This window comes from Brevibacterium sp. 91QC2O2, assembly GCF_024580695.1.
Lineage (GTDB): Bacteria > Actinomycetota > Actinomycetes > Actinomycetales > Brevibacteriaceae > Brevibacterium > Brevibacterium moorei.
The window spans coordinates 40,634-61,003 of record NZ_JANIJY010000020.1 but is presented as its reverse complement, the minus strand read 5'-3'; the positions used below and the strand labels follow the sequence as shown (position 1 = coordinate 61,003).

Annotated in this window: 20 protein-coding genes; 13 read left to right on the top strand and 7 right to left on the bottom strand. The window is 67.9% G+C overall.

Annotated features, from left to right (window positions below; genetic code table 11):
* Positions 1-69 precede the first annotated feature (69 nt).
* Positions 70-816, bottom strand: coding sequence for a hypothetical protein (locus NQ036_RS12500; RefSeq protein WP_257059427.1), 747 nt, complete (start codon positions 814-816; stop codon positions 70-72).
* A gap of 29 nt (positions 817-845) precedes the next feature.
* Positions 846-1,574, bottom strand: a complete 729-nt coding sequence (locus tag NQ036_RS12495) for a DUF5058 family protein (protein WP_257059425.1) — start codon at positions 1,572-1,574, stop codon at positions 846-848.
* A gap of 152 nt (positions 1,575-1,726) precedes the next feature.
* Here NQ036_RS12495 and NQ036_RS12490 point away from each other — a divergent pair, with 152 nt between their 5' ends.
* Positions 1,727-2,902, top strand: coding sequence for a tyramine oxidase subunit B (locus NQ036_RS12490; RefSeq protein WP_257059424.1), 1,176 nt, complete (start codon positions 1,727-1,729; stop codon positions 2,900-2,902).
* A 130-nt stretch (positions 2,903-3,032) separates the two neighbouring features.
* Here the strand turns inward: NQ036_RS12490 and NQ036_RS12485 are convergent, their stop codons facing one another.
* Entirely contained in the window at positions 3,033-4,751 is a 1,719-nt protein-coding gene (locus tag NQ036_RS12485) for an FAD-dependent oxidoreductase (RefSeq protein ID WP_257059435.1), read from the bottom strand.
* Between the two features lie 159 nt (positions 4,752-4,910).
* Here NQ036_RS12485 and NQ036_RS12480 point away from each other — a divergent pair, with 159 nt between their 5' ends.
* Both NQ036_RS12480 and NQ036_RS12475 read left to right on the top strand, forming a co-directional pair.
* On the top strand, positions 4,911-5,915 hold the full coding sequence (locus NQ036_RS12480) for a LysR family transcriptional regulator (protein WP_257059420.1): 1,005 nt from the start codon (positions 4,911-4,913) through the stop codon (positions 5,913-5,915).
* Between the two features lie 9 nt (positions 5,916-5,924).
* A complete protein-coding gene (locus tag NQ036_RS12475) occupies positions 5,925-6,098 on the top strand; it encodes a hypothetical protein (RefSeq protein WP_257049892.1) in 174 nt (57 codons plus the stop codon).
* A 75-nt stretch (positions 6,099-6,173) separates the two neighbouring features.
* On the opposite strand, the gene NQ036_RS12470 is transcribed toward NQ036_RS12475, so the two are convergent.
* Positions 6,174-7,175 (bottom strand): cation diffusion facilitator family transporter, encoded by a 1,002-nt coding sequence (locus NQ036_RS12470; protein ID WP_257059418.1) that lies wholly within the window; start codon positions 7,173-7,175, stop codon positions 6,174-6,176.
* A 121-nt stretch (positions 7,176-7,296) separates the two neighbouring features.
* Positions 7,297-7,695 (bottom strand): GRAM domain-containing protein, encoded by a 399-nt coding sequence (locus tag NQ036_RS12465; protein ID WP_257059415.1) that lies wholly within the window; start codon positions 7,693-7,695, stop codon positions 7,297-7,299.
* Positions 7,696-7,796: 101 nt separating this feature from the next.
* On the opposite strand from NQ036_RS12465, the gene NQ036_RS12460 reads away from it, so the two are divergent.
* Positions 7,797-9,161 (top strand): esterase family protein, encoded by a 1,365-nt coding sequence (locus NQ036_RS12460; RefSeq protein ID WP_257059413.1) that lies wholly within the window; start codon positions 7,797-7,799, stop codon positions 9,159-9,161.
* 26 nt (positions 9,162-9,187) lie between these two features.
* Positions 9,188-9,907, top strand: coding sequence for a hypothetical protein (locus NQ036_RS12455; protein ID WP_257059410.1), 720 nt, complete (start codon positions 9,188-9,190; stop codon positions 9,905-9,907).
* 21 nt (positions 9,908-9,928) lie between these two features.
* Here NQ036_RS12455 and NQ036_RS12450 read toward each other — a convergent pair whose 3' ends face one another.
* Positions 9,929-10,870: a MetQ/NlpA family ABC transporter substrate-binding protein gene (locus NQ036_RS12450; protein WP_257059407.1), complete on the bottom strand. Its 942-nt coding sequence runs from the start codon at positions 10,868-10,870 to the stop codon at positions 9,929-9,931.
* A gap of 223 nt (positions 10,871-11,093) precedes the next feature.
* Between NQ036_RS12450 and NQ036_RS12445 the strand changes: the two genes are divergently transcribed.
* The 4 genes from NQ036_RS12445 to NQ036_RS12430 all read left to right on the top strand — a co-directional run bounded on the left by NQ036_RS12445 (position 11,094) and on the right by NQ036_RS12430 (position 14,787).
* Entirely contained in the window at positions 11,094-12,254 is a 1,161-nt protein-coding gene (locus NQ036_RS12445) for a methionine ABC transporter ATP-binding protein (RefSeq protein ID WP_257059404.1), read from the top strand.
* Positions 12,251-12,913, top strand: coding sequence for a methionine ABC transporter permease (locus NQ036_RS12440; protein WP_257059401.1), 663 nt, complete (start codon positions 12,251-12,253; stop codon positions 12,911-12,913). Before NQ036_RS12445 ends, NQ036_RS12440 begins: the two co-directional genes overlap by 4 nt.
* A 90-nt stretch (positions 12,914-13,003) precedes the next feature.
* Positions 13,004-13,765, top strand: a complete 762-nt coding sequence (locus tag NQ036_RS12435) for a HEAT repeat domain-containing protein (protein WP_257059399.1) — start codon at positions 13,004-13,006, stop codon at positions 13,763-13,765.
* Complete coding sequence (locus tag NQ036_RS12430; protein WP_257059397.1) at positions 13,759-14,787, top strand: MerR family transcriptional regulator; 1,029 nt, start codon at positions 13,759-13,761, stop codon at positions 14,785-14,787. The genes NQ036_RS12435 and NQ036_RS12430 overlap by 7 nt, the downstream gene beginning before the upstream one ends.
* On the opposite strand, the gene NQ036_RS12425 is transcribed toward NQ036_RS12430, so the two are convergent.
* Positions 14,784-15,365, bottom strand: coding sequence for a TetR/AcrR family transcriptional regulator (locus NQ036_RS12425; RefSeq protein ID WP_257059395.1), 582 nt, complete (start codon positions 15,363-15,365; stop codon positions 14,784-14,786). The two genes, NQ036_RS12430 and NQ036_RS12425, sit on opposite strands and share 4 nt — an antisense overlap.
* A gap of 203 nt (positions 15,366-15,568) precedes the next feature.
* Between NQ036_RS12425 and NQ036_RS12420 the strand changes: the two genes are divergently transcribed.
* The 4 genes from NQ036_RS12420 to NQ036_RS12405 all read left to right on the top strand — a co-directional run bounded on the left by NQ036_RS12420 (position 15,569) and on the right by NQ036_RS12405 (position 20,357).
* Positions 15,569-16,612, top strand: a complete 1,044-nt coding sequence (locus tag NQ036_RS12420; protein ID WP_257059393.1) for a hypothetical protein — start codon at positions 15,569-15,571, stop codon at positions 16,610-16,612.
* A gap of 108 nt (positions 16,613-16,720) precedes the next feature.
* Positions 16,721-18,025: an amidohydrolase gene (locus tag NQ036_RS12415; protein ID WP_257059390.1), complete on the top strand. Its 1,305-nt coding sequence runs from the start codon at positions 16,721-16,723 to the stop codon at positions 18,023-18,025.
* 4 nt (positions 18,026-18,029) lie between these two features.
* Entirely contained in the window at positions 18,030-18,680 is a 651-nt protein-coding gene (locus tag NQ036_RS12410) for a GrpB family protein (protein ID WP_257059388.1), read from the top strand.
* 105 nt (positions 18,681-18,785) lie between these two features.
* Entirely contained in the window at positions 18,786-20,357 is a 1,572-nt protein-coding gene (locus tag NQ036_RS12405) for an ABC transporter substrate-binding protein (RefSeq protein WP_257059386.1), read from the top strand.
* Positions 20,358-20,370 lie beyond the last annotated feature (13 nt).

Genomic DNA, 20,370 nt, shown 5'->3' with positions numbered 1-20,370 from the left:
GGGCGGGGGAAACCCCCTGCTTAAACCGGTGGTTCCCGCGCCAGAATGGTGTTCGGCGGTCGCCGGGCCTCAGTTGATGCCGGGACCGGAGAGCTCGTCCTCCATGTGCCCGCCCTCGTGCACCTTCTTGTCGCGGGTGAACCAGGCGGCGAAGCACGTGATGATGACCGCGATGGCGATGGTGAAGCCGGAGAAGAATGCCGGCAGCAGCGGGATCAGGCCGAAGACGACCACGGCGCCCACCACCAGGGCGGCGATCGTCACGCGCAGGTTCTTCGTCGTCACGATCAGCTGGACCAGCACCCCGCCCAGGATGGACGGCAGGATGTAGTTCTGGGCGACCTTGGTGATCTCCGGCGGGACAATGGAGACGACCCAGGAGCCCAGGATGCCGACGAACACCAGCATGAAGGACACGTGGATCACCGCTGCACCGCAGATCGCAGCGGTCGCCGCGAACTGGGCCTTGCGGGTGCCCGGAGTCGCCTTGATGGTCGACTGGGCGACGATCGCAGCGGGCAGCAGCTTGTTCGAGATATTGCCGATCATGAACGCCTGGTACATGCCGGCCGGCCCCAGGATCGGGAAATAGGTGATGGGCTCGACGACCCAGAACACCCCGAAGGCGGCGGCCGCGGCCAGGAAGCCCGCGATGATCTGGCCCCAGGAGACGTCCACATCGGTGAAGAACAGGACGTGGAAGGGGATATAGGTTGCGATCAGGAAGCCCGTGAACAGGGTGATATTGCCCCACACGTTCGTGGTGCGGGTGAAGTTCCGGTCCAGTGCCGACTTCTGCGTTGCTGAAATGCTCATGGTTCTTCAGTCCTTTCAGGCTGTGGTGCTCAGGCCGTGGCGATGCCGGCGGCGATGAGGGCGGCCATGATGGAGAAGCCCAACGCCCATTCGCGCAGCCAGGCCACCTCGAACTTCTTGGCGATGAGCAGGCAGATCGACATCACGATCGCGGACACCACCACGGCCAGCACATGGACGCCGGACTTGGGCAGTTCCTGCATGGTCAGAGTGGCGAACGCGGCCAGCAGCGCGGCCGAGGGAATGATCGCCATGAGTGCCGGATTGACCTTGGCGACCTTGTCCGAACCCTTCGACAGGATCGGGGTGAGGATCATCGTGGCCAGCATCCAGCCGGCGCCCGAGAGGCTCATGGCGAACAGGGCGACGGTGAACACGTCGGCGTTCCAGCCGTCCCCGCCCAGCCCCGCGCCCATGGTGCCGGCGGCCGCGGTGGCCTCGGCGACCTCGGTCGCGGCGGAGCCGATCAGGCCGATGCGCACCAGCACCGGCGGTGTGCCGAACAGCGGCAGGATCGCGATCGAGACCAGCACGACGGCCAGCGACGGGCCGATCGCGGATACGGCTCCGGCGCGGAAGGCGGTATTGGCCTCCTTCTTGGTCATATCGGCGGCGGCGACATTGCGCCGCACGGCCGTCATGTAGATCGTGGATTGGACGATGATGACGGCGAACACGGCGATGGCCAGGACCCACAGGAAGGGCATATTGGCCAGCTGCAGAACGCCCGCGGTATCCGCGGATTGGGCAAGGGGCATGGAGAAGTCCTTTTGTGGAGTGGTGTGTGTCACCATTTCTACCATGAATGGGCGGTTTACGTGCTTGAAATCTGCCAGACGGACCATGGGTGTGGCACATTGGGATGAGATATAGGACACGTGACCGAAGCGGGGATTGAAATGGGGACGAAATGACGAGCAGCTCACCGAACCAGGCGAGCGAGGATGCGACCAGGTCGGACACGGCCATCGACTTCCTCTACCTGTCCGAGCCGGACATGATCCGCGCGGGCGTGACCGATATGCCGCGCTGCGTCGAGACCATGGAGGAGGTTCTGGCCCTGCTGCACACCGGCGACTACCGGATGGCGGGGGACAACAACGACTCCCACGGCGCGTTGGTGCTCTTCCCCGCGGAGTCCGAATTCCCCGACATGCCGCTGGCCACCCCGGACCGCCGCTTCATGGCGATGCCCGCCTACCTGGGCGGATCCTTCGGCCAGGCCGGGGTCAAATGGTACGGCTCGAACATCGCCAACCGGGACAAGGGCCTGCCGCGCTCCATCCATACCTTCACGCTCAACGACGCGGACACCGGTGCGCCCCTGGCCATCATGTCCGCGAACCTGCTGTCGGCCTACCGCACCGGGGCGATCCCCGGCGTGGGCGCCAAGTACTTCGCGCCCGAGGACGCGAAGGTGGTGGGCATCCAGGGGCCGGGCACCATGGCGAAGACCTCCCTGGCGGCATTCATGGCGGTGCGCCCCGGGATCGAGACGGTCAAGGTCCTGGGCCGGGGCCGCGCCAGCCTGGACGCCTTCACCGCCTGGGTCGGCCGGCACTTCCCACAGCTGCTCGTCGAGGAGGTCGACAGCCTCGAGGCCGTGGTCCGCGACAGCGATATCGTCACCTTCTGCGCCTCGGGCGTGCCGAACGATCCCGCCCAGTACCCCACCGTCGAACGGGCCTGGGTCAAGCCGGGGGCCTTCCTGTCCATGCCGGCGGCGGTCAATATCGATGCGGGGATGGAAGCGCCCGAGGTCCGCAAGGTCGTCGACAACTACGGACTCTACGAGGCCTGGGCGGATGAGAACCCCGCGCCCACCCACCGCTACATTCCGATCCTGGGCTGCCGCTTCACCGACCTGGTGGCCGAGGGCAAGCTGGCGCGGACCGATATCGAGGACATGGGCGCGGTCGTCACCGGTCAGGCACCGGGCCGGAAGTCCGCAGAGGAGATCGTGCTGTACTCGGTGGGCGGCATGCCCGTCGAGGACGTCGCCTGGGCCTCGGTGGTCTACCGCAATGCGATCGAACAGGGCATCGGCGTGCAGCTGAACCTGTGGGACACCCCGGAACTGGCCTGAGCACCAGCGCCCCAGCCCCGGTCCCAGCCCAAAGTTCCACTACTTGACGAAATGTCGAATTTCAGCCTGAAAGCGCGTTTTTTCGACAGTTCGTCAAGTAGTGGAACTCGAAGTAGGGAGTGGGCTCGGACTATTCGACCAGTTTGCCCTTGGGGGAGTCGTCCATGTCCTCGGCGGCCAGGCGGGCGATCTCCTCATCCGGCTCCGGCAGGGTCTCGAAGGTCACCCCGCCGTCCGGGGTCCAGATGAAGTTGCCCTTGAGTGCCGGATCCATCTCCGGGTAGTCCGAGCGGTTGTGGCAGCCACGGGTCTCGCGGCGCTCGATTGCGCACTCCAGGGTGGCGCGCGCGGCCAGCAGCGACCCCTTGAGGTCGAAGGCGTGGGCCAGATCGTCGAAGCCCGCGATGTCGGGATGTGCAGACACGTGCTTCTCGCGTTCGGCGATGTCGGCCAGTTTCGCCAGGCCCTCGCGCAGGCTGTCCTCGGAGCGGACCACGCCGGCGTGCTCGGTCATCAGATCGCGGATCTCGCGCTGCAGTTTGCGCGCGGACTCCGTGCCGGTCGACTCCAGCAGCGCGGACATCTCGGCCCTGGCCTCGTCCACGGCGGCCAGGTCGCGGGTCACGCTCAGATTGTTCAGCGCGTACTCCGCCGCGGCCTCACCGGTGATGCGTCCGTAGACCAGCAGTTCGATCAGCGAATTCCCGCCCAGTCGGTTCGCACCGTGCACCCCGGAGGAGGCCTCGCCGATCGCGTAGAGGCCGTCGACCCCGGTGGAGTGCTCCTCTGCGGTGACCCAGACGCCGCCCATCGAATAGTGCGCGGTGGGCGCGATCTCGATCTTGGTCGTCGTGATGTCGAGCATCTGCAGATCGATCATCGTGCGGTAGACGCGCGGCAGCTTCTCCATGATGACCTCGCGTGGCAGGTGCGAGACGTCCAGGTAGACGCCGCCGTTCTCAGTCCCGCGGCCCTCGGCGATCTCCGTGTACCCGGCCAGGGCCACCCGGTCGCGGGTGGACAGCTCCATGCGCTCGGGGTCGTACTTGGACATATAGCGCTCGCCCAGCGCGTTCGTCAGAATCCCGCCCTCGCCGCGCGCGGCCTCGGAGACCAGGGTGCCGGCCGCGTCCTCGGGCTCCGGAATGCCCGAGGGGTGGAACTGCACGAGCTCGGCGTCGCGGATCTTGCCGCCGGCCAGGGCCGCCAGGCGGAAGGAATCGCCGGTGTTCTCATCGCGGCGGCTCGAGGTGCGCCGCCAGATCCGGTTGTGGCCGCCGGCTGCCAGGATGACGGCATCGGCGTGGATCTGTACGGGGGTGCCGTCGACCACATCGAAGCCGTAGGCGCCGAAGATCTTGCCGTCGGCGGTCAGCAGCCGGGTGATGTAGACGGTGTCGATGATCGGCACATCGAGTTCGGTCGCGCGGTGCATCAGGGTGCGCTGGATCTCCAGGCCCGTGTAGTCCCCGGCATAGCAGGTGCGACGGTACTTGTGCGCCCCGAAGAAGCGCTGGCTGATCCGGCCGTCTTCCTCGCGGGCGAACGGCATGCCCCAGCGCTCCAGGTCCTCGATGCCGCGGGCGGCGTTCTTGGTGACGACCTCGACGATCCGTGGGTCGGCCAGGAAATAGGATTCGCGCAGGGTGTCGGCGGCGTGCTGCTGCCAGGAGTCCTCCGGGTCCATGGTGGCAAGTGCCGCGTTGATGCCGCCGGCCGCCAGCGTGGTGTGCGCATCGTGCTTGCGCCGCTTGCCCACGGCCAGTACCTGGATGCCGCGTTCGGCCAGTTCGATGGCCGCGCGCAGGCCCGCGCCGCCGGTTCCGATGACCAGCACGCCGGTGGTCATGAGGCGCTCGCCGCCGGTGGCGGGGCCGTTGTGGTGGGTGGTGCGAGGGGCGCTGTGGGATGTGCTCTGTGAGGCTGCATTCGTCATAGGGGCAACCATAGTTAGGTTAGGCTGTATTCTGCCAATGATTTTTTTCTATGGAGTCCATTCGGGGGACGCATGAACATTTCCCACCTGCAGACGTTCCTGTCGATCGCCCGGCTGGGCAATTTCACCCGCGCGGCCGAGGAGCTCGTGACCACCCAGCCGACCATCACCCGGCAGGTGGCCGCGCTGGAGCGCGACCTGGGCGCACCGCTGTTCGAACGCGACCACGCCGGCGCCCGGCTGACCGAAGCCGGTGTCGAACTGCTGCCGATCGCCACCCGGATGATCGCCGACGCGGACACCGCGCGCCTGACGATCGCGGAACTGGCCGGCCTGAGCCGCGGCCGCGTGCGCCTGGGCGCCCCGCCCACCCTGTGCGTCTCCCTGGTCGCCGAGGTCCTGGCTGGCTTCCGCACCCGCCATCCGGGGGTGGACCTGGAGATCATGGAAGCCGGTTCCCATGTTCTGTCGGAGCGGCTCGAGTCGGGGGAGGTGGACCTGGCGCTCATCGTCACCCGGGAGGGCATGGGCGCCCGGGCCGGATCCGGGCCGTCCGGAGAGGGCGCCGCCCACACTCGGGTGGGGGTGGCCTCGGCGCAGGTGGAGCTGACGCCGCTGCTGCACGAGCGGCTGGTGGTCATCGGCCACCGCGCGCTGCCGGAGGAGTTGTCCCTGGCACAGGTGGCGGCCCTGCCCCAGGTCGCGTTCTCCCGCGGCTACGACCTGCGCCAGGCCACCGATGCGGCCTTCGCCGCGGCGGGCCTGGTGCCCCGGATCGCCGTCGAGGGCGCGGAGATGGACGCCGTGCTGCGCTTCGTGGCGCGCGGGCTGGGGATCGCGGTGGTTCCGGCGATGGTGGTCGCCGGCCACCCCGAACTGCACCACGCCAGGGTCGTCGAGCCGCCCCTGGAGCGCACCGTGAACCTGGGGGCGCGCGCCGGCGTGGGCGCGGGGTTCGCGGCGGCCGCGATGCGCGATTTCGTCCTCGCTGAGGTCGCGGCCCTGGCCGGCGCCGAGGCCCGGGTGGGCGGCATGGTCACCGTCCTGGCCGAGGCGCCGCTCAGCTTCGCCCCGTAGGCTGGGGGCATGAAGAACCTGTGGAGCATCATCGGCGCGATCCTGGCCCTTGTCATCGCCTGGTGGCTGGTGGGCGCGATCTTCTCGCTCATGCGCCTGGCCTTCAAAGGCGTGATCGTGGTGGGCGTGGCAGTGATCGTCTACTTCCTGATCCGCGCGCTGTTCACCTCGAACAAGCGGTAGGGCCCCGGGCCCCGGGCCTGCGGCGGGAGGACCCGCGCGGGCCGAGCGGCGGGGAGTGCTGCGCGCACCCGCGTCTCACTGCCCGTGTTTGAGGGTCTCCTCCTGGGCGCCGCGGACGCTGTCGAACTGGATCGTCGTGTGCTCGATGGCCAGCGGGAAGTGCTCCTTGAGGCAGTCCTGGATCCGGGTGAGGATCTCCAGGGTGCTGCCGTCGTGGAAGCAGTGGTTGCGCAGCGTGACATGGGCGGACAGGACCGGCAGGGATGAGCCCACGCGCGTCAGGTGGACGTCGTGGACGGCCATCACCTGGTCGATCCCCTCGATGTGTTCGATGATTTCGCGCAGGTCGAGTTCGGGCGGGGCCTCTTCGACCAGGATGCCGTATACCCGGCGCAGCAGGGCCCAGGCGCGGGGCACGATGACGATGGCGATGAGCAGGCCGGCCAGGGAATCCGCGTACTCCCAGCCGGTGGACCAGACGATGATGGCCGATATGATGACGGCCACCGATCCCAGCCCGTCGGCCATCACCTCGAGGAAGGCCGCGCGCAGGTTGAGGCTGCCGTCCCTGGCGCCGAACAGCACCAGGGCGCTGACGATATTGGCCAGCAGGCCCACGATCCCCACCACGAGCACTCCCTGTGAGTGCACCTCGGCGGGGTGGAACAGGCGGGATATTCCCTCGTAGACGCCGTAGAGGCCCACCATCATGAGCAGGGTGGCCTGGGCACCGGCGACGAGGACCTCGACCCTGGCCCAGCCCCAGGTGTGGGTGTCGGTGCGCGGACGGCGCACGATGTTCGCGGCGAACACCGCCATGCCCAGGCCGATCGCATCGGCGGCCATGTGCCCGGCATCGGTCAGCAGAGCCAGGGAGCCGGAGACGAGTCCGGTGACCAGTTCGGCCAGGAAGACGAGCGCCGTGATGGAGAAGGCGATGAGCAGCCGGACGTGCGAGGCCGCGCCGCCGGGGCCGTGCGCGCCGCCGTGATCGTGGCCCAGCCCGCCGTGGCCGTGGTGGCCGGGTGCGCCGGTGCCGGCCCCGTCGTTTTCGGCGTGGGGATCGTGTTCGTGCATGCCGCCTCCCTTTCGAGCCGTGGAGCGGGATGTGGACCCGCGTGATATGCACGTATCAGTATGTAATTATATGTTTGCTGCCGAGGCCGAGTCTATGAGGCGCATCACTGTTATGACGCTGCTACAACGCTGCGCGCGCCTTCTCTATCAGGTCCTCCCAGACCTTTCGCTTGTCCAGCAGGATCCGGTAGGGCCTGTCGGCGCCACCCGACCCCTTGGTGCCGCCCGAGCCGCTCGCGCCGTCGGTACCGCCGGCATCCTGGTGGATGAGCAGTGCGTTGGCCACCAGGGGGATGAAGCCGAATGCCTTGGTCGTGGCGTGTTCGACCGCGGTGATCCGCTGCAGCGGGATCTCGACGACCGGGTTCGACTTCGCCTTGTAGACGTGTGGCGTGAAGTGCAGGCGCTGGTTCGTCAGCACCAGGTCGCCGGCGGAATGGTCGATCCCGCGCTGCACGTTCGCCCGGCCGGAGTGCAGGATCGTTTCGCCGGGGCGCAAGGTGAATGCTTCTTTGTCCATGGTGGCATCAAGCCTAACAAGCTCCTGGCCCGGCCATGCCCAATAGGGTAGGGTGACCTTAGTACTGTCGTCTGCGCCGTCTGGGCGCCACAAGGAGTTCCATGATCGAGGCCCCAGCCGCGGCCCATCCCAATGCCGCCGTGCGCGCCCTGGTGGACGGGCTGATGAGCCCGTACGACTTCCGCGCCCACCTGCGCGAGGTCGGCACCCCGCTGATCGACCCCGTCAAGGACCCGGACCCGGCGGCTCGCATCGCCGCGGGCCAAGCGCCGCTGGTCAATGTCACCTTCGTGCGCGATCTGGCGGTGCCGCACTCCGATATCCCGGCCAAGGTGCGCAGCCGCGCGGTGGGCCCGGGGACTAGAGCGGCCTCGGGCCAGACCCAGACGACCGTGATGACCCTGATCGATCGCGCTCTGCCTGCCCGCGGCGTGTTCACCGACATCCCGGGCACCGAACTGCGGGTGCAGACCATCACGATGCCGGCGGAGCTGCGATTCACCTATGCACTCATCGACCTGGCCGATGACGGCAGAGCCTGGCTGGCCGACGATGTGTACAACAGGGTGGCCCAGATCGGCGATCCGAAGCTGGGCCGCCATATCGCCGAACTGCCACAGGCCCAGTCCTTCGAGCCCGTGGTCCGGCAGGCGCTGGAGCAGGTCCGCACGGATGTCGAGACCGGCGCACCGGTGGCCCCGCGCCTGGAGGAGATGACCTTCGACAGTCGGATCCTGGGCAATTCCCGGTCCGTCTGGGTCTCCCCACCGCCGCCGGAGTACGCTGGCCCCCATCCCTATCTGTTGTTGTTCGACGGAGTCCCCGATCATTCGGCACCGCGCCTGCGCGATGCGCTGTTGGCCGCGGAGCTGATCAGGCCGGTGACCATCGTGTTGGTCGACGAGGCCGGGCTGCGCGACAGCGAACTGACCGCCAACGACTCCTTCACCCGGGCCCTGGCGGAGGAACTGCTGCCGCTGTTGCGCGAGCGCTTCGATCTGTCGACCGACCCGGCCGATGCTGCGCTCAGTGGGAAGAGTCTGGGCGGTCTGTGTGCGGCCGTCACGGCCCTGGACCGCCCCGATCTGTTCGGCAACGCGATCATGCACTCGCCCTCGGCCTGGTATCAGCGTCAGGCGGAACTGCTGCCCGGCGTGCCGCGGGCCCAGCACGGCCAGGGCGCGGGGCAGGGCGAGCCCGAGCTGTTCCTGGTCGAACGGTTCCGGCGCGCCGGAACCGAGGCCGCGGCCGGCGCCCCGCGGGTGCGGGTCTACCAGGAGTGCGGGGACCTGGAACTGGGCCCGCCGCCGGCCCACGCCTGGCAGATTCTGGCCAACCGCTGGCTGCACCAGACCATCGTCGCCGGCGGGTTCGAGACCGAATACCACGAGTTCCGCGGGGGGCACGACGCCGCCTGGTGGGACGGGACCCGGGCCCGGACGCTGATCTGGGCCTTCGGGGTCTGAGGGGACGTTGCACAGTGTTCTATGGCGTGTCTCCGGCCGAGGAGATCCCGGACGACTTCGTGCGCGCGATGACCGAACGCGTGGCGGTGGGCGCGCTCATCGCCGAACGCGCCCGCTTCCTCATCATCGAACACCGCAGGGTACAGCCGCGGGCCCACGTCCGTGATCTGTTCCCCGAACTCTTCGCGGCCGCGCCCCCGGACTGGCATCGACACATCAGGGAGTTCCTCGAGGACTACGGCTGCGGGCTCGAACCGACCAGGACCGATGCCGGGCAGGCCGCGAGCTTCGCCCGGGCACGGGTCTGGCAGTCCTTCGAGACCTGCCGTGCCGGCTGCGATGCCTGCGTGTTCCGGCCGGATCCCGAACTCAACAGGGCCCGGCTGGAGCTGCGTCCGGCCGGTTTCACCGACCTGCGCACCGCCTTCCGCGATGCCGCGGTCAAGCGTCGTCCGTTGAGCAATCCGTGGGCCGATGCGCTCGACGCGATCGCCCACGGCCAGGCCAAGCGCGGCGAGGTGACGTTCGCCTGGGTGCGGGACTTCTCCCGGCACCTGCGCACCGCCTACCCCCGGGCCTCGGCCCCGGAGCCGCGGACCCAGCGCGGCAGGGTGCGGGCCGCCGGCGGGGCCAAGTGGACCCCGGCCGGCCGGATCCTGGACCGGGTGGCCGAGGTCGTGCGCGAGAGCTCGGGCGATGTCCGGGTCGCGGAGTACCGGCTGCGCGACCACCTCGACCCGCGTTGAACTCCCGCTGAGGCGGAAACCTCAGCCCTGCTTGGCGACCTCTTCCTCGTGGTCGAGCAGCTTCTGGAGCTTCTCCGGGGTCCAGTCGGCCTTGAACTCGAGCGCACCGCCGTTGAGCTTGCGCACGGATTCCTCGATCTCGGGCGAATGGTAGGCGTCGGTGATCTTCTTCCAGCGCTCATCGTCCTTGTTCTCGGCCTTGACGACGAAGGCGTTGATATAGGCGTCGCCCACGTGCGAGCCCAGATCCTCCTGGTAGATGATCTGATCGGAGGTCAGTCCGCCCTTCTGCGCCTGGGTGTTGTTTACGACCGCGGCATCGGCGCCGCCGGCCAGGGCGTTGACGGTCTGATTCGTGTCGACCGGTTTGATCTTCAGGCTGCTCGATTCGATCTGCGCCGGGGTGGACAGGGAATTGCCGCCGCCCTTGAGTTTGAGCAGGCCCGCCGCCTGCAGGTTCAGCAGGGCCCTGGCCTGGTTGGTGGGGTTGCTGGGCAGGGCGATCGTCGCGTCCTTGGGCAGCTGGTCCAAGGAGCTGTACTTCTTCGAGTACAACGGCAGCGGATAGACCGCAGTGGCACCCACCGGGACCAGGTCGCCGCCGTTCTTGACGTTGAACTGGGACAGGAAGGCGATGTGCTGGAACAGGTTGATGTCGACGTCGCCGTTCTGCGTGGCGTTGTTGATCTGCACGCCGTCGGTGAAGTTCTTCACCTCCAGGTCGATGCCCTCGTCCTTGAGTTTGGACTTCAGGAGCTGGAAGTACTCCTCTGTGCCCGAATCCGTGCCGATGACGACCCTCGAATCGTCATTGACCCGCGCCGCGCCACCGCAGGCGCTCAATGCCAGGGCCAGGCCCGCGGCCACTGTGCCCAGGGCCAGGCGTACGGGTGTCCGCTTCTTGCCGCGGGGTTGCGCGTGGGACTGAGTCGGGGACGTCGTGCGGTTCTTGCGGATGCTCATGGCGGATCTCGTTTCGGTAGGTGCTTGGACGGCTGTTCTGGCATCGGACACTATGCCGATGCGGGGATATATCGGCTGGGGCTGTCATAAAAGTCGGGGTGGGGAGCCCGGCGTGACGAAGTGTTGCGCCACGTGTTCGAAGATGACGTCCGATGACGCGCGGCGACCCCGTATATGACGGCGAAGCCCCAGGTCAGCGGGTTGATCTGCCTACGGTGTGGCCATGAACAGTGTCACTCGAGAACCCCATATCCGGTTCGTGGACGTGGAGAAGGTCTATCCGGCGCGCAAGGCCGCGAAGCAGCCCGAGGTCCGTGCCGTCGACGGCATCAGCCTCGACGTGCCGCGTGGATCGGTGCTGGGCATCGTCGGGTACTCCGGCGCGGGCAAGTCCAGCCTGGTCCGCCTCATCAACGCCCTTGAGCGGCCCACCGCCGGGCAGGTGATCGTCGACGGGACGGACCTGACCACGCTCACGGAGAACCAGCTGGGCCCCGTGCGCTCGCGCATCGGCATGGTCTTCCAGCACTTCAACCTGTTCTCCTCGCGCACGGTGGCCGACAACATCGCCTATCCGCTGCGCGTGGCGGGTGTGCCGAAGGCGCAGATCAAGGAGCGGGTGGCCGAACTGCTGCAGTTCGTGGGCCTGTCCGACCGCGCCAGGATGCGCCCCGGTCAGCTGTCCGGCGGGCAGAAGCAGCGGGTGGGCATCGCCAGGGCACTGGCCAATCAGCCCGACATCCTGCTGGCCGACGAGGCGACCAGCGCCCTCGACCCGGACACCACGACCGAGGTCCTGGCGCTGCTGCGGGAGATCAACCGCCGCTTCGGCACCACGATCGTCGTCATCACCCACGAGATGGCGGTGGTGAAGGACCTGTGCACCGATGTGGCGATCCTGCAGGCCGGTCGGGTCGTGGAATCGGGCCCCACCTACCGGGTCTTCGCCGATCCACAGGCCGAGGTCACCAAGCGCTTCGTGTCCACCGCGATCCCCTCGGCGCCCACGGGGGAGTCGCTGCAGCGGCTGCGCGCGAACCACCGCGGCCGGCTGCTGGCCGTGCGGATCACCGACCGGCTGTCCTCGGACGCCACCGGCCGGCTGTTCCAGAAATACGACGTCGAGTACGGACTGGTCTTCGGCGGGCTGACCGAGGTCAGCGACTCCACCGTGGGCACGCTCGTCTTCGAACTGACCGGTGGGCCCGCCGACATCGCGGCCGCCGCCGCGGACATCGGCGCGCACGCCCAGATCGAATTCCTCGACGGGACCGGGTCCGCCGTCGAGGCCGGGCCGCCCGCCGGTGAGGCCGGGCCCGCAAGCGCGGCAGGGACCTCGGCCACAGCCGAACCGAAGTCCGAGACGAACGGAGAGACACGATGAAAACCGACTGGTCACTGCTGAGCCCCGTGCTACTGGAATCGCTGGGGCAGACCTTCATCATGGTGCTCGTGACGATCATCGCCTCGGGCATCGTCGGCCTGCTGATCGGCGCGGCCCTCTACGCCACCCGGCCCGGCAATCTGCTGGAACAGTCGGTGGTCTTCCAGATCCTGAACTTCCTGGTCAACATCATCCGCCCCATCCCCTTCATCATCTTCATCACCGCGGTGGGGCCGCTGACCATGCTGGTGGTCGGCACGACCATCGGCACCTCCGCGGCGATCGTGCCGATGGTGCTCATGGCCTCGGTGGTGATCGGCCGGGTGGTCGAACAGAACCTGGTGGCGGTGGACCCCGGGATCGTCGAGGCCGCGCGCGCCTGCGGGGCCGGTCGACTGCGCACACTGTTCGGCGTGGTGGTGCCCGAGGCCCTGGCTCCGCTGATCCTGGGCTACACCTTCATGCTCATCGCGGTGGTCGACATGTCCGCGATGGTCGGTGTCGTGGGCGGCGGCGGAATCGGCGATTTCGCGATCACCTACGGCTACCAGCAGTTCGACTGGCAGGTCACCCTGGTCACGGTGGTCATCATCATCGTGCTGGTCCAGCTGGCGCAATTCGTGGGCAACAAACTGGCCAGTTGGGTGCTGCACCGGTAGCCGGTCCGGGGTCGCAGGTCGTGGTTCGCGCTGAGCCAATCACGACCCACCCCTTGACCCTGACACGGTGACAGGGTTCAGTCTTAAGGCATGAACACCGAGGACATGCCGACCATGAGCGAACACGCGCACAATCTGGCCGCAGGACTGGCGGCGCCCGGCTCCAGCACCCGGTTGCAGGCGGCCCTGGCCACGGGCAGCGCCCCGGAGCCGGGACTGCTGCCCGTGCTCCTGGAGCGCTGCGCGGTGGAACCGGACTTCTTCGTCCGCGACATGCTCACCTGGGCGATCACCCGGCTGCCCACCGATCTCACGGTGCCTGAGCTGCTGCGGATCCTGGCCGGCTATCAGGGGACTCGGCACGGGGCCGAGGCATCCGGCTGCGTCCGGTCTGGGGTTCAAGCGGTGGCCCAGGCACTGCACACCCTGTCCAAGATCGGGGACGTCCGCGGCTGGCCCGCCATCACCGACGCGATGTTCGCCGATCCCGACGACACCCTGGCCCGCACCGCCTGGCGGGCCGCTGCGAAACTCGTTCCCGCCGGCGCCGAGGCCGCCCTGGCCCAGCGCCTGGCGTCCCAGCTGGGACGTGGCGGGCGTGAGACATGGTTGAGCCTGGCGCGGGTCCACCTCGACCTGGGGGAGAGCGCCCGTCCGGTCGTGGAGAGGATCGTGTCGGCCGGCGGAGCCGTGGAAGGAGCCCAAGGCGGGTCCGCCGAGCGGCGGCTGGCCCATGCCCTGGCGATCCTGCGACTGTTCGACGATCCCGAGGCCGCCTTCGCCCCGGACCTCGCCCAGGCCCGGCGGGTGCGTGCGCTGGGCGGGTTCGAACCCGGCGGGCAGCCGTGCTGATCGGACAACTGGCCCGGGCCTCGGGGGTGAGCGTGCGGATGCTGCGCCACTACGACCGTGTGGGCCTGCTGCACCCGGGCCGACGCACCTCGGCGGGCTACCGCGAATACACGGAGGCCGACATCACCCGGCTCATGCACATCGAGGCGCTGCGCTCGCTGGGGCTGGGCCTGGCCGAGGTCGGCACCGCGCTGGACGATCCCGACTTCGATCCTGCCGCTACGATCGCCGGGTTGCGCGATGATCTGCAACGGCGGATCGCCGGGGAACAACGCCTGGTGGACCTGTTGAGCTCCCTGTCGTCGTCCCTGTCGGCCACGGACACGACGGGTGAGCTGCTGACCGCGCTGGACCTGTTGACGACCCTGCGCCACGGCGGCTCTCGGGCACGGCAGAATGCTGCGCTGCGGGTCGGCCCCGCCGTGGGGCTCCCGCGCGAGTCGGGCCTCGAACTGCTGCGGGCCTATCTGGACGAGCCCGATGACAATGCGGCCGGAGCCCTGTTGTGGGCCGCGCGGCAGGAACCGTTCGACGGTGCCGCGACTGAGCTGCTGGCCGGGGCGGCAGCCGGGCGGGGGAGGAGCCGCCGGTTGAGGGCGCTGGTCGCCCTGGGCCAGACCGAATCGGCGGAATCGGCCGAGCTCGCCCGCCGGACCCTGCGAGAGTGCCTGGCCGACGCCGATGCCCAGGTGGCCGCACGGGCCGCGGTGCTCCTGGGCGGCCTGGGCGATGGCGCGGCGGGTGAGGCGCTGCTCGATGCGATCGACCGCGGCATCGCCGATGTGGAGGCCGCCGAGGTCCTGGCCGAGCTGGCAGAGGCCGAACCCGGGATCGTGGAACGGTTGGCACGGCGGATCGAGGAGGCGGGGGACCGGCCGGAGTCCCGTCTGCGCCTGGTGCAGGCCCTGGGCGAACTCCCCTGGAACCTGTGCGCGGCCGAGGTGGACCGGCTGTGCGCGGACCCCGATGAGCGGATCGCCCGAATCGCCCGATACCTACGGGAGACCGGTGTCGTGGATTAGCCCGTGAAGGGTAGGGCCTCCACGGCAAGGGCCAGCGCGTCGATTTCCCGCGTGAGAGCGGACTCCGGGAGCGGCAGTGCTCTCCAGAAGACGAGGCCGCCCACGACGCTGAGGAGGAAATGCGCCCTGGCCGTATTGTCTCCCTCTTCGAGCGCGCCCTGCTCAACGAGGACGGAGAGCCACGATTCGACACGTCGCGTGGCCTGCTCGTCGAAGGCGGCATAGGAGGCGCGCACGTCGTCGGGTGCATCGGGGCTGATGTAGTTCCGGAACGTCTCCGACAATCTCTCCCGGGCCTCGTCCCCCGTGCCGATGGTGGCGACGAGCCTGCCCAGGTTCTCCGTGAGGCGTTGCCGCGCCGGCAGTGTCGTGTCGTGGATGCGGTCGTCGGGCATCGCCACCTCGTACATCAATGCGAGCACCGAGTCGAGCAAGGCGCGCTGATTCGGGAAATGGTGCCGCAGCGTCCCCATCCCGACCCCCGCCCGGCCGGCCACCGCGCGGACCGTCAGGTGCTGTCCGTTGCCCTCCTCCACCATAGACGTCGCCGCGCTCAGGATCTTGCGTCGTGTGTCCACAATCCCTCCAAAGTTCAGTGAATCGGGTTGACCTCACCGTAGCACAGCGTGCTACCGTGGGTGACTAGCACGGTGTGCTACCGGTCTTGGACCGATCCCGGCGCCGCGGTCCTGGGGAACCGCCGTGGCGGTCCTCAGTGGGCTGAGCATCTAAACGCTCACGCACTGCCTTGGTCCGTCAACCAACCGAATGGAGAATGGAAATGAACCGCACATCAACGATCGAAGGCACCCCGCGTGTCTCAACTGCACCTAAGGAGCGGCCCGCGAATCGCCAGTCAGCGGGGCGCACACTGCTGTGGTGGTTACACGCAGCGACACGATTCGTCCTTGCGATCACGCTGCTGTTCAACGGAGTGATCAAGATCGGGCTCTGGCAGTTCGGCGGGCCGGACGTCGGCGAATCGCTTATCACCCTCGGTGAAATGAGTCCGATGGGTCTGCTTTCGCATATGGTGGGCTTCTCGCCGTTATTCCAAACCCTTGCGGGTGTGGCCGAGCTGGGTGCGGCCGTCGCCCTCATGTGGCGGCGCACGATGGTGCTGGGCGCACTGATCTCCGCCGCGTCCATGACTTTCATAGCCGTGCTCAATCTGGGCTATGACATGCCCGCGAAGCAGCTCTCGCTCGTCCTGCTCGCGATGAGCCTGGTCGTCCTGGCCCCGTGGGTGAAACGCGTAGTCGTAGCGTTACTGGGCCGGGGTGCGGTCTCCGCTTCGATCGAGCCGCGCCCGTTCCGCAGCCCTCGCGCCAATCGGATTGCCGGCCGCATCGCGATGCCGGTGGGCATGGCGGCATTGGCGCTGACCGGAATCCCGGTGTTCCTAGCCCAGCCCGTTTACGGCGTCGATGACGCGGCTCCCGCAGGCGCGTGGACGGTCGAATCCGACGATGCCGGTGCCGATGCCTCCTGGTCCCAGCTGGCACTCGGAAACACTCTGACCGACGGCGCGGCCACCGCGCAGGTTCGGAAGAACGATGGCGCCCTGCTGGTGGGCACTTATGTGCGCGACGGTGACACTTTGACCCTGATGCTCAAACCCCTGCGGAAACCGGGCCAAACGGCACTCGAATACGCAGGCGCGCCAGGCGAGAGAGTCGAATTGACCTACACGACCGACCGCACGGATGGGCTTGCGCTGACTGGGGACCGGACCATGGAGCTGAGCCGCACCCCTGACGCATCTGTGCTCTACGATCGCGGGTTCAGCTGGTCGATCCGCGGTGACGACCCGTTCGAACGGTAGCCGCCGCCGTTGTCCCGAACCTGCACGCAGGCGCCGCGGGTCCGCCGGGTAGATTGGGTGTGAACGCGAACACCCTGATGCGGACACCGTCCCGACCTGGAGGAACAGATGGAACTCACGCCCGAACTCACCGAACAGCTGACAGCGTGGAGGCGCGACTTCCACAAGTACGCGGAACCGGGGTGGACGGAGTTCCGCACCACCTCGAAGATCATCCACGTGCTGCGCGACCTGGGCTGGGACACGGTCTACGGTCCGGAACTGCACGTCGCCGATGAGCGCCTGGGCGTGCCGAGCGCCGAGGTCCTGGCCGCGGCCCGTGAGCGCGCCATCTCCCAGGGCGGCGATCCCGAACTGGTCGAGGCCATGGGCGATGGCTTCACCGGCGTGCTGGGCATCCTGAAGACCGGTCGGCCCGGCCCCGTCGTGTGCTTCCGCGTCGACATCGACTCCAACGACCTCAACGAGAACCCCTCGGACGAGCACCGGCCCACCGCCGAGGGCTTCGCCTCGGTCAACGCCGGGGCCATGCACGGCTGTGGCCACGACGGGCACGCCGCGATCGGCCTGGGCCTGGCCACGGTGCTGACCGAGCACAAGGACGAACTCACCGGCACCGTGAAGATCATCTTCCAGCCGGCCGAGGAGGGAGTGCGCGGATCGCACTCGATCGTCGCCAAGGGCTGGTTCGACGATGTCGACCTGTTCCTGGCCACCCACGTTGGCGCGGGCGAGGGCCTGGGCAATGTGTGCACGGGTGCGGACAAGTACCTGGCCAGCACGAAGTTCGACGTGGAGTTCTCCGGGGTCGGCGCGCACGCCGGCGGCGACCCGGAGAAGGGTAAGAACGCGCTGTTGGCAGCGGCCGCGGCCACGCTGAACCTGCACGCGATCCCGCGTCATTCCGCGGGCGCCAGCCGGATCAACGTCGGCACGTTCGTCGCCGGCGAGGGCCGCAATGTGGTCCCGCGCAAGGCCGTGATCCGGGCGGAGTGCCGCGGCGCGTCCTCGGATATCAACGACTTCATGTTCGCCCGTGCGCAGGACGTCGTGGCAGGCGCCGCGCGGATGTACGACGTGGACTACGAACTGACGATCACAGGCAAGGCCGACACCGCGCTGCCGACCCCGGAACTGCTGCCTTACGTGCACGAGGCCTTCGCGCACACCGCGGGAGTCAAGAACGTCAAGGACTCCGGCGGCGGCTCCGGTTCCGAGGACGCGACGGCGATGATGAAGCGCGTGGCCGAACGCGGTGGCCTGGAGACCTATGTGCAGGTCGGGATGGACACCCCGTGGGGCCACCACACCGAGGACTTCGACGTGGACGAGGCCTGCCTGCCGATCGCGGTGGCCGCCGAGGCCGACATCGCCCTGGGCGCTGCGGCCTTCCTCACGAGCATCGGGCGGTGACCCGGTGCCCCGGGCGCGCGACATCGTGACCTTCGTCGACGATGCGCCGCCCGCGGGCAGCTCGCCGTGGGTGGTGGAACCGGTGGCCGCCCCCATCGCGGTGGACGAGTACGACCCCGCGTGGCCGGCGCACTACGAGGCGCTGGCCACGCGGATCGCCGGGGTCCTGGGCGCCCGGGTGCTGGCGCTGCAGCACGTGGGATCGACCTCGGTGCCGGGGCTGGCCGCCAAACCGGTGATCGACATGGACCTGATCGTGGCCGACCCTGCCGCGGAGGATGCGTGGCTGCCGGGGCTGGAGGCGGCCGGGTTCATCCTGACCGTGCGCGAACCCTGGTGGTACGAGCACCGGTGCCTGCGGTTCGAGCCGGGGGCGGCGGAGTCCTGTGCATCGGAGCCAGGCGGTTCGGATGCCAAGGCGATACGCGCGAATCTGCACGTCTTCGGCCCGGATTCCCCGGAGCCATGGCGGCACCGGATCTTCCGCGACCACCTGCGGCGCGAGCCTGCCGACCGGGACCTCTACGCGACGGCGAAGCGTGCCGCGGCTCGGACCTCGAACGCGGCCGGCGAGGTCGTCATGGAGTACAACGCGCGCAAGCAGGCTGTGCTGCGCGAGATCTACGCCAGGGCATTCGCCGCGGCGGGTTTGTGAACGGGACGCAACCGAGGACCGCCGGGGTTCAGCCGGATTTCAGAAATCTGTGAGGCATCGTACATAATGTAACGAGTCCCACTGATTGCTGAAGAAAGTTCGGTTATGCGACGTCTCCCCACAATGATCCTCTCCGCGGCCGTGGCCGTCGGCTTGACCGTCAGCCTCGGCGCGTGCAGCGGTGGCGGTTCGAACGAAGGCTCCGCCGCCGGCGACACCTTGGTCGCCGAAATGACCTTCGACCTCAAGACCATCGACCCGGCGCGGCAGTTCGAGCTCAGCGGTTCCCGGATTGAGGACGCGCTCTACCAGACCGCGCTGACCTTCCCCGACGGCGACCTCAAGAAGCCCACCGACGGCCTGTGCTCGTACACAATGTCCAAGGACAACAAGGTCCTCACGCTTAAGTTCAAGGAGAAGGACGCCAAGTTCTCCAATGGCGATCCGGTGACCGTCGACGACATCGTCTTCAGCTACCAGCGTCTGCAGGGCGTCAAGGGCAATCCTTCCTTCTACCTCGACGGGGTGACGGTCAAGAAGGTCGATGATGAGACGATCACGCTGACCAGCAAGGATCCGAACCCTGCCCTGCCCTACATCCTGCCGAACTCCAACCTGGGCGTGCTCAACGCCAAGGAGGTCAAGGCCAACGGCGGCACGACGGACGAGAAGGACAAGGCCGAACAGTTCCTGGACAACAACTCGCAGGGCTCCGGCCCCTACAAGGTTGAAAGCTACAACGCGGAGAGCAAGGTCGTGTTGGCGGCCAATGAGCACTACAACGGCCCGGCTCCCAAATACAAGCGAGTCGTCATCAACAACGTCTCCGCCGATACGCAGCTCAGCGACATCCAGTCCGGCCAGACCCAGGTCGCCTTCGACCTGGGTCCGGACCAGGTGAAGACCCTGGACCAGTCCAAGGCCCAGGTCGCATCCCTGCCGTCGACCAAGAGCATCTACATCTTCGCCAATGACAGTTCCAAGGTCAGCGATATCACCTCCAAGAAGGACTTCCGCGATGCGATGCGCTACGCGGTCGACTACGACAAGGTCGTGGGACTCGGCGGCGAGGGCGCGCAGCGCATGGCCAGCGTCGTCCCGAACGAATTCGTGGGCTCGGTGCCGAAGGACCAGGCGCCCAACCGGGATGTGGAAAAGGCGAAGGAACTGCTGAGCAAGGCCGGGTACAAGGGCGAGGAGATCCCCTTCCACTACAGCAGCGATCAGACCGTCAACGGGCTGAACCTGTCCCAGCTGGCTGAGTCCGTGCAGGCCCAGGTGAAGGAAGCTGGCATCAAACTGTCGCTCAAACCCGCACCCAGCGCCACCCAGCTCGACGGCTTCCGGTCCGGCAAGCAGCCCATGGGTATCAGCACCTGGGGCGCTGACTTCCCCGATCCGACGAACTACCTGGTGTTCACCCCGGGCCAGTCCGTGTCCGAACGCGCCGGCTGGGTCGGCGATGCCGATCCTGCCACCACGAAGCTGATCGACGCGGCGAACAAGACCGCAGGCGACGCCCGTGGTCCGGCCTACCAGAAGGCCTTCGAATCGGCGACTGCCAACGGCCCGTTCATTCCGCTGGTCCAGCCCGTGCAGACCGTGGTGATCGGCTCGTCGATCACCAAGTTCGTGTCCAACGCGGATGCGGACTTCGACTTCGCCAAGGCCGAATAGGCGGGGACCGACC

What these genes read in the sequence shown, in the direction of transcription:
- NQ036_RS12480 (WP_257059420.1), top strand. Translation starts at nt 4,911, where the DNA reads ATGAACATTTCCCACCTGCAGACGTTCCTGTCGATCGCCCGGCTGGGC.
- NQ036_RS12495 (WP_257059425.1), bottom strand. Translation starts at nt 1,574, where the DNA reads ATGCCCCTTGCCCAATCCGCGGATACCGCGGGCGTTCTGCAGCTGGCC.
- NQ036_RS12475 (WP_257049892.1), top strand. Translation starts at nt 5,925, where the DNA reads ATGAAGAACCTGTGGAGCATCATCGGCGCGATCCTGGCCCTTGTCATC.
- NQ036_RS12450 (WP_257059407.1), bottom strand. Translation starts at nt 10,870, where the DNA reads ATGAGCATCCGCAAGAACCGCACGACGTCCCCGACTCAGTCCCACGCG.
- NQ036_RS12445 (WP_257059404.1), top strand. Translation starts at nt 11,094, where the DNA reads ATGAACAGTGTCACTCGAGAACCCCATATCCGGTTCGTGGACGTGGAG.
- NQ036_RS12405 (WP_257059386.1), top strand. Translation starts at nt 18,786, where the DNA reads ATGCGACGTCTCCCCACAATGATCCTCTCCGCGGCCGTGGCCGTCGGC.
- NQ036_RS12490 (WP_257059424.1), top strand. Translation starts at nt 1,727, where the DNA reads ATGACGAGCAGCTCACCGAACCAGGCGAGCGAGGATGCGACCAGGTCG.
- NQ036_RS12485 (WP_257059435.1), bottom strand. Translation starts at nt 4,751, where the DNA reads ATGACCACCGGCGTGCTGGTCATCGGAACCGGCGGCGCGGGCCTGCGC.
- NQ036_RS12440 (WP_257059401.1), top strand. Translation starts at nt 12,251, where the DNA reads ATGAAAACCGACTGGTCACTGCTGAGCCCCGTGCTACTGGAATCGCTG.
- NQ036_RS12420 (WP_257059393.1), top strand. Translation starts at nt 15,569, where the DNA reads ATGAACCGCACATCAACGATCGAAGGCACCCCGCGTGTCTCAACTGCA.
- NQ036_RS12415 (WP_257059390.1), top strand. Translation starts at nt 16,721, where the DNA reads ATGGAACTCACGCCCGAACTCACCGAACAGCTGACAGCGTGGAGGCGC.
- NQ036_RS12500 (WP_257059427.1), bottom strand. Translation starts at nt 816, where the DNA reads ATGAGCATTTCAGCAACGCAGAAGTCGGCACTGGACCGGAACTTCACC.
- NQ036_RS12435 (WP_257059399.1), top strand. Translation starts at nt 13,004, where the DNA reads ATGAACACCGAGGACATGCCGACCATGAGCGAACACGCGCACAATCTG.
- NQ036_RS12465 (WP_257059415.1), bottom strand. Translation starts at nt 7,695, where the DNA reads ATGGACAAAGAAGCATTCACCTTGCGCCCCGGCGAAACGATCCTGCAC.
- NQ036_RS12460 (WP_257059413.1), top strand. Translation starts at nt 7,797, where the DNA reads ATGATCGAGGCCCCAGCCGCGGCCCATCCCAATGCCGCCGTGCGCGCC.
- NQ036_RS12470 (WP_257059418.1), bottom strand. Translation starts at nt 7,175, where the DNA reads ATGCACGAACACGATCCCCACGCCGAAAACGACGGGGCCGGCACCGGC.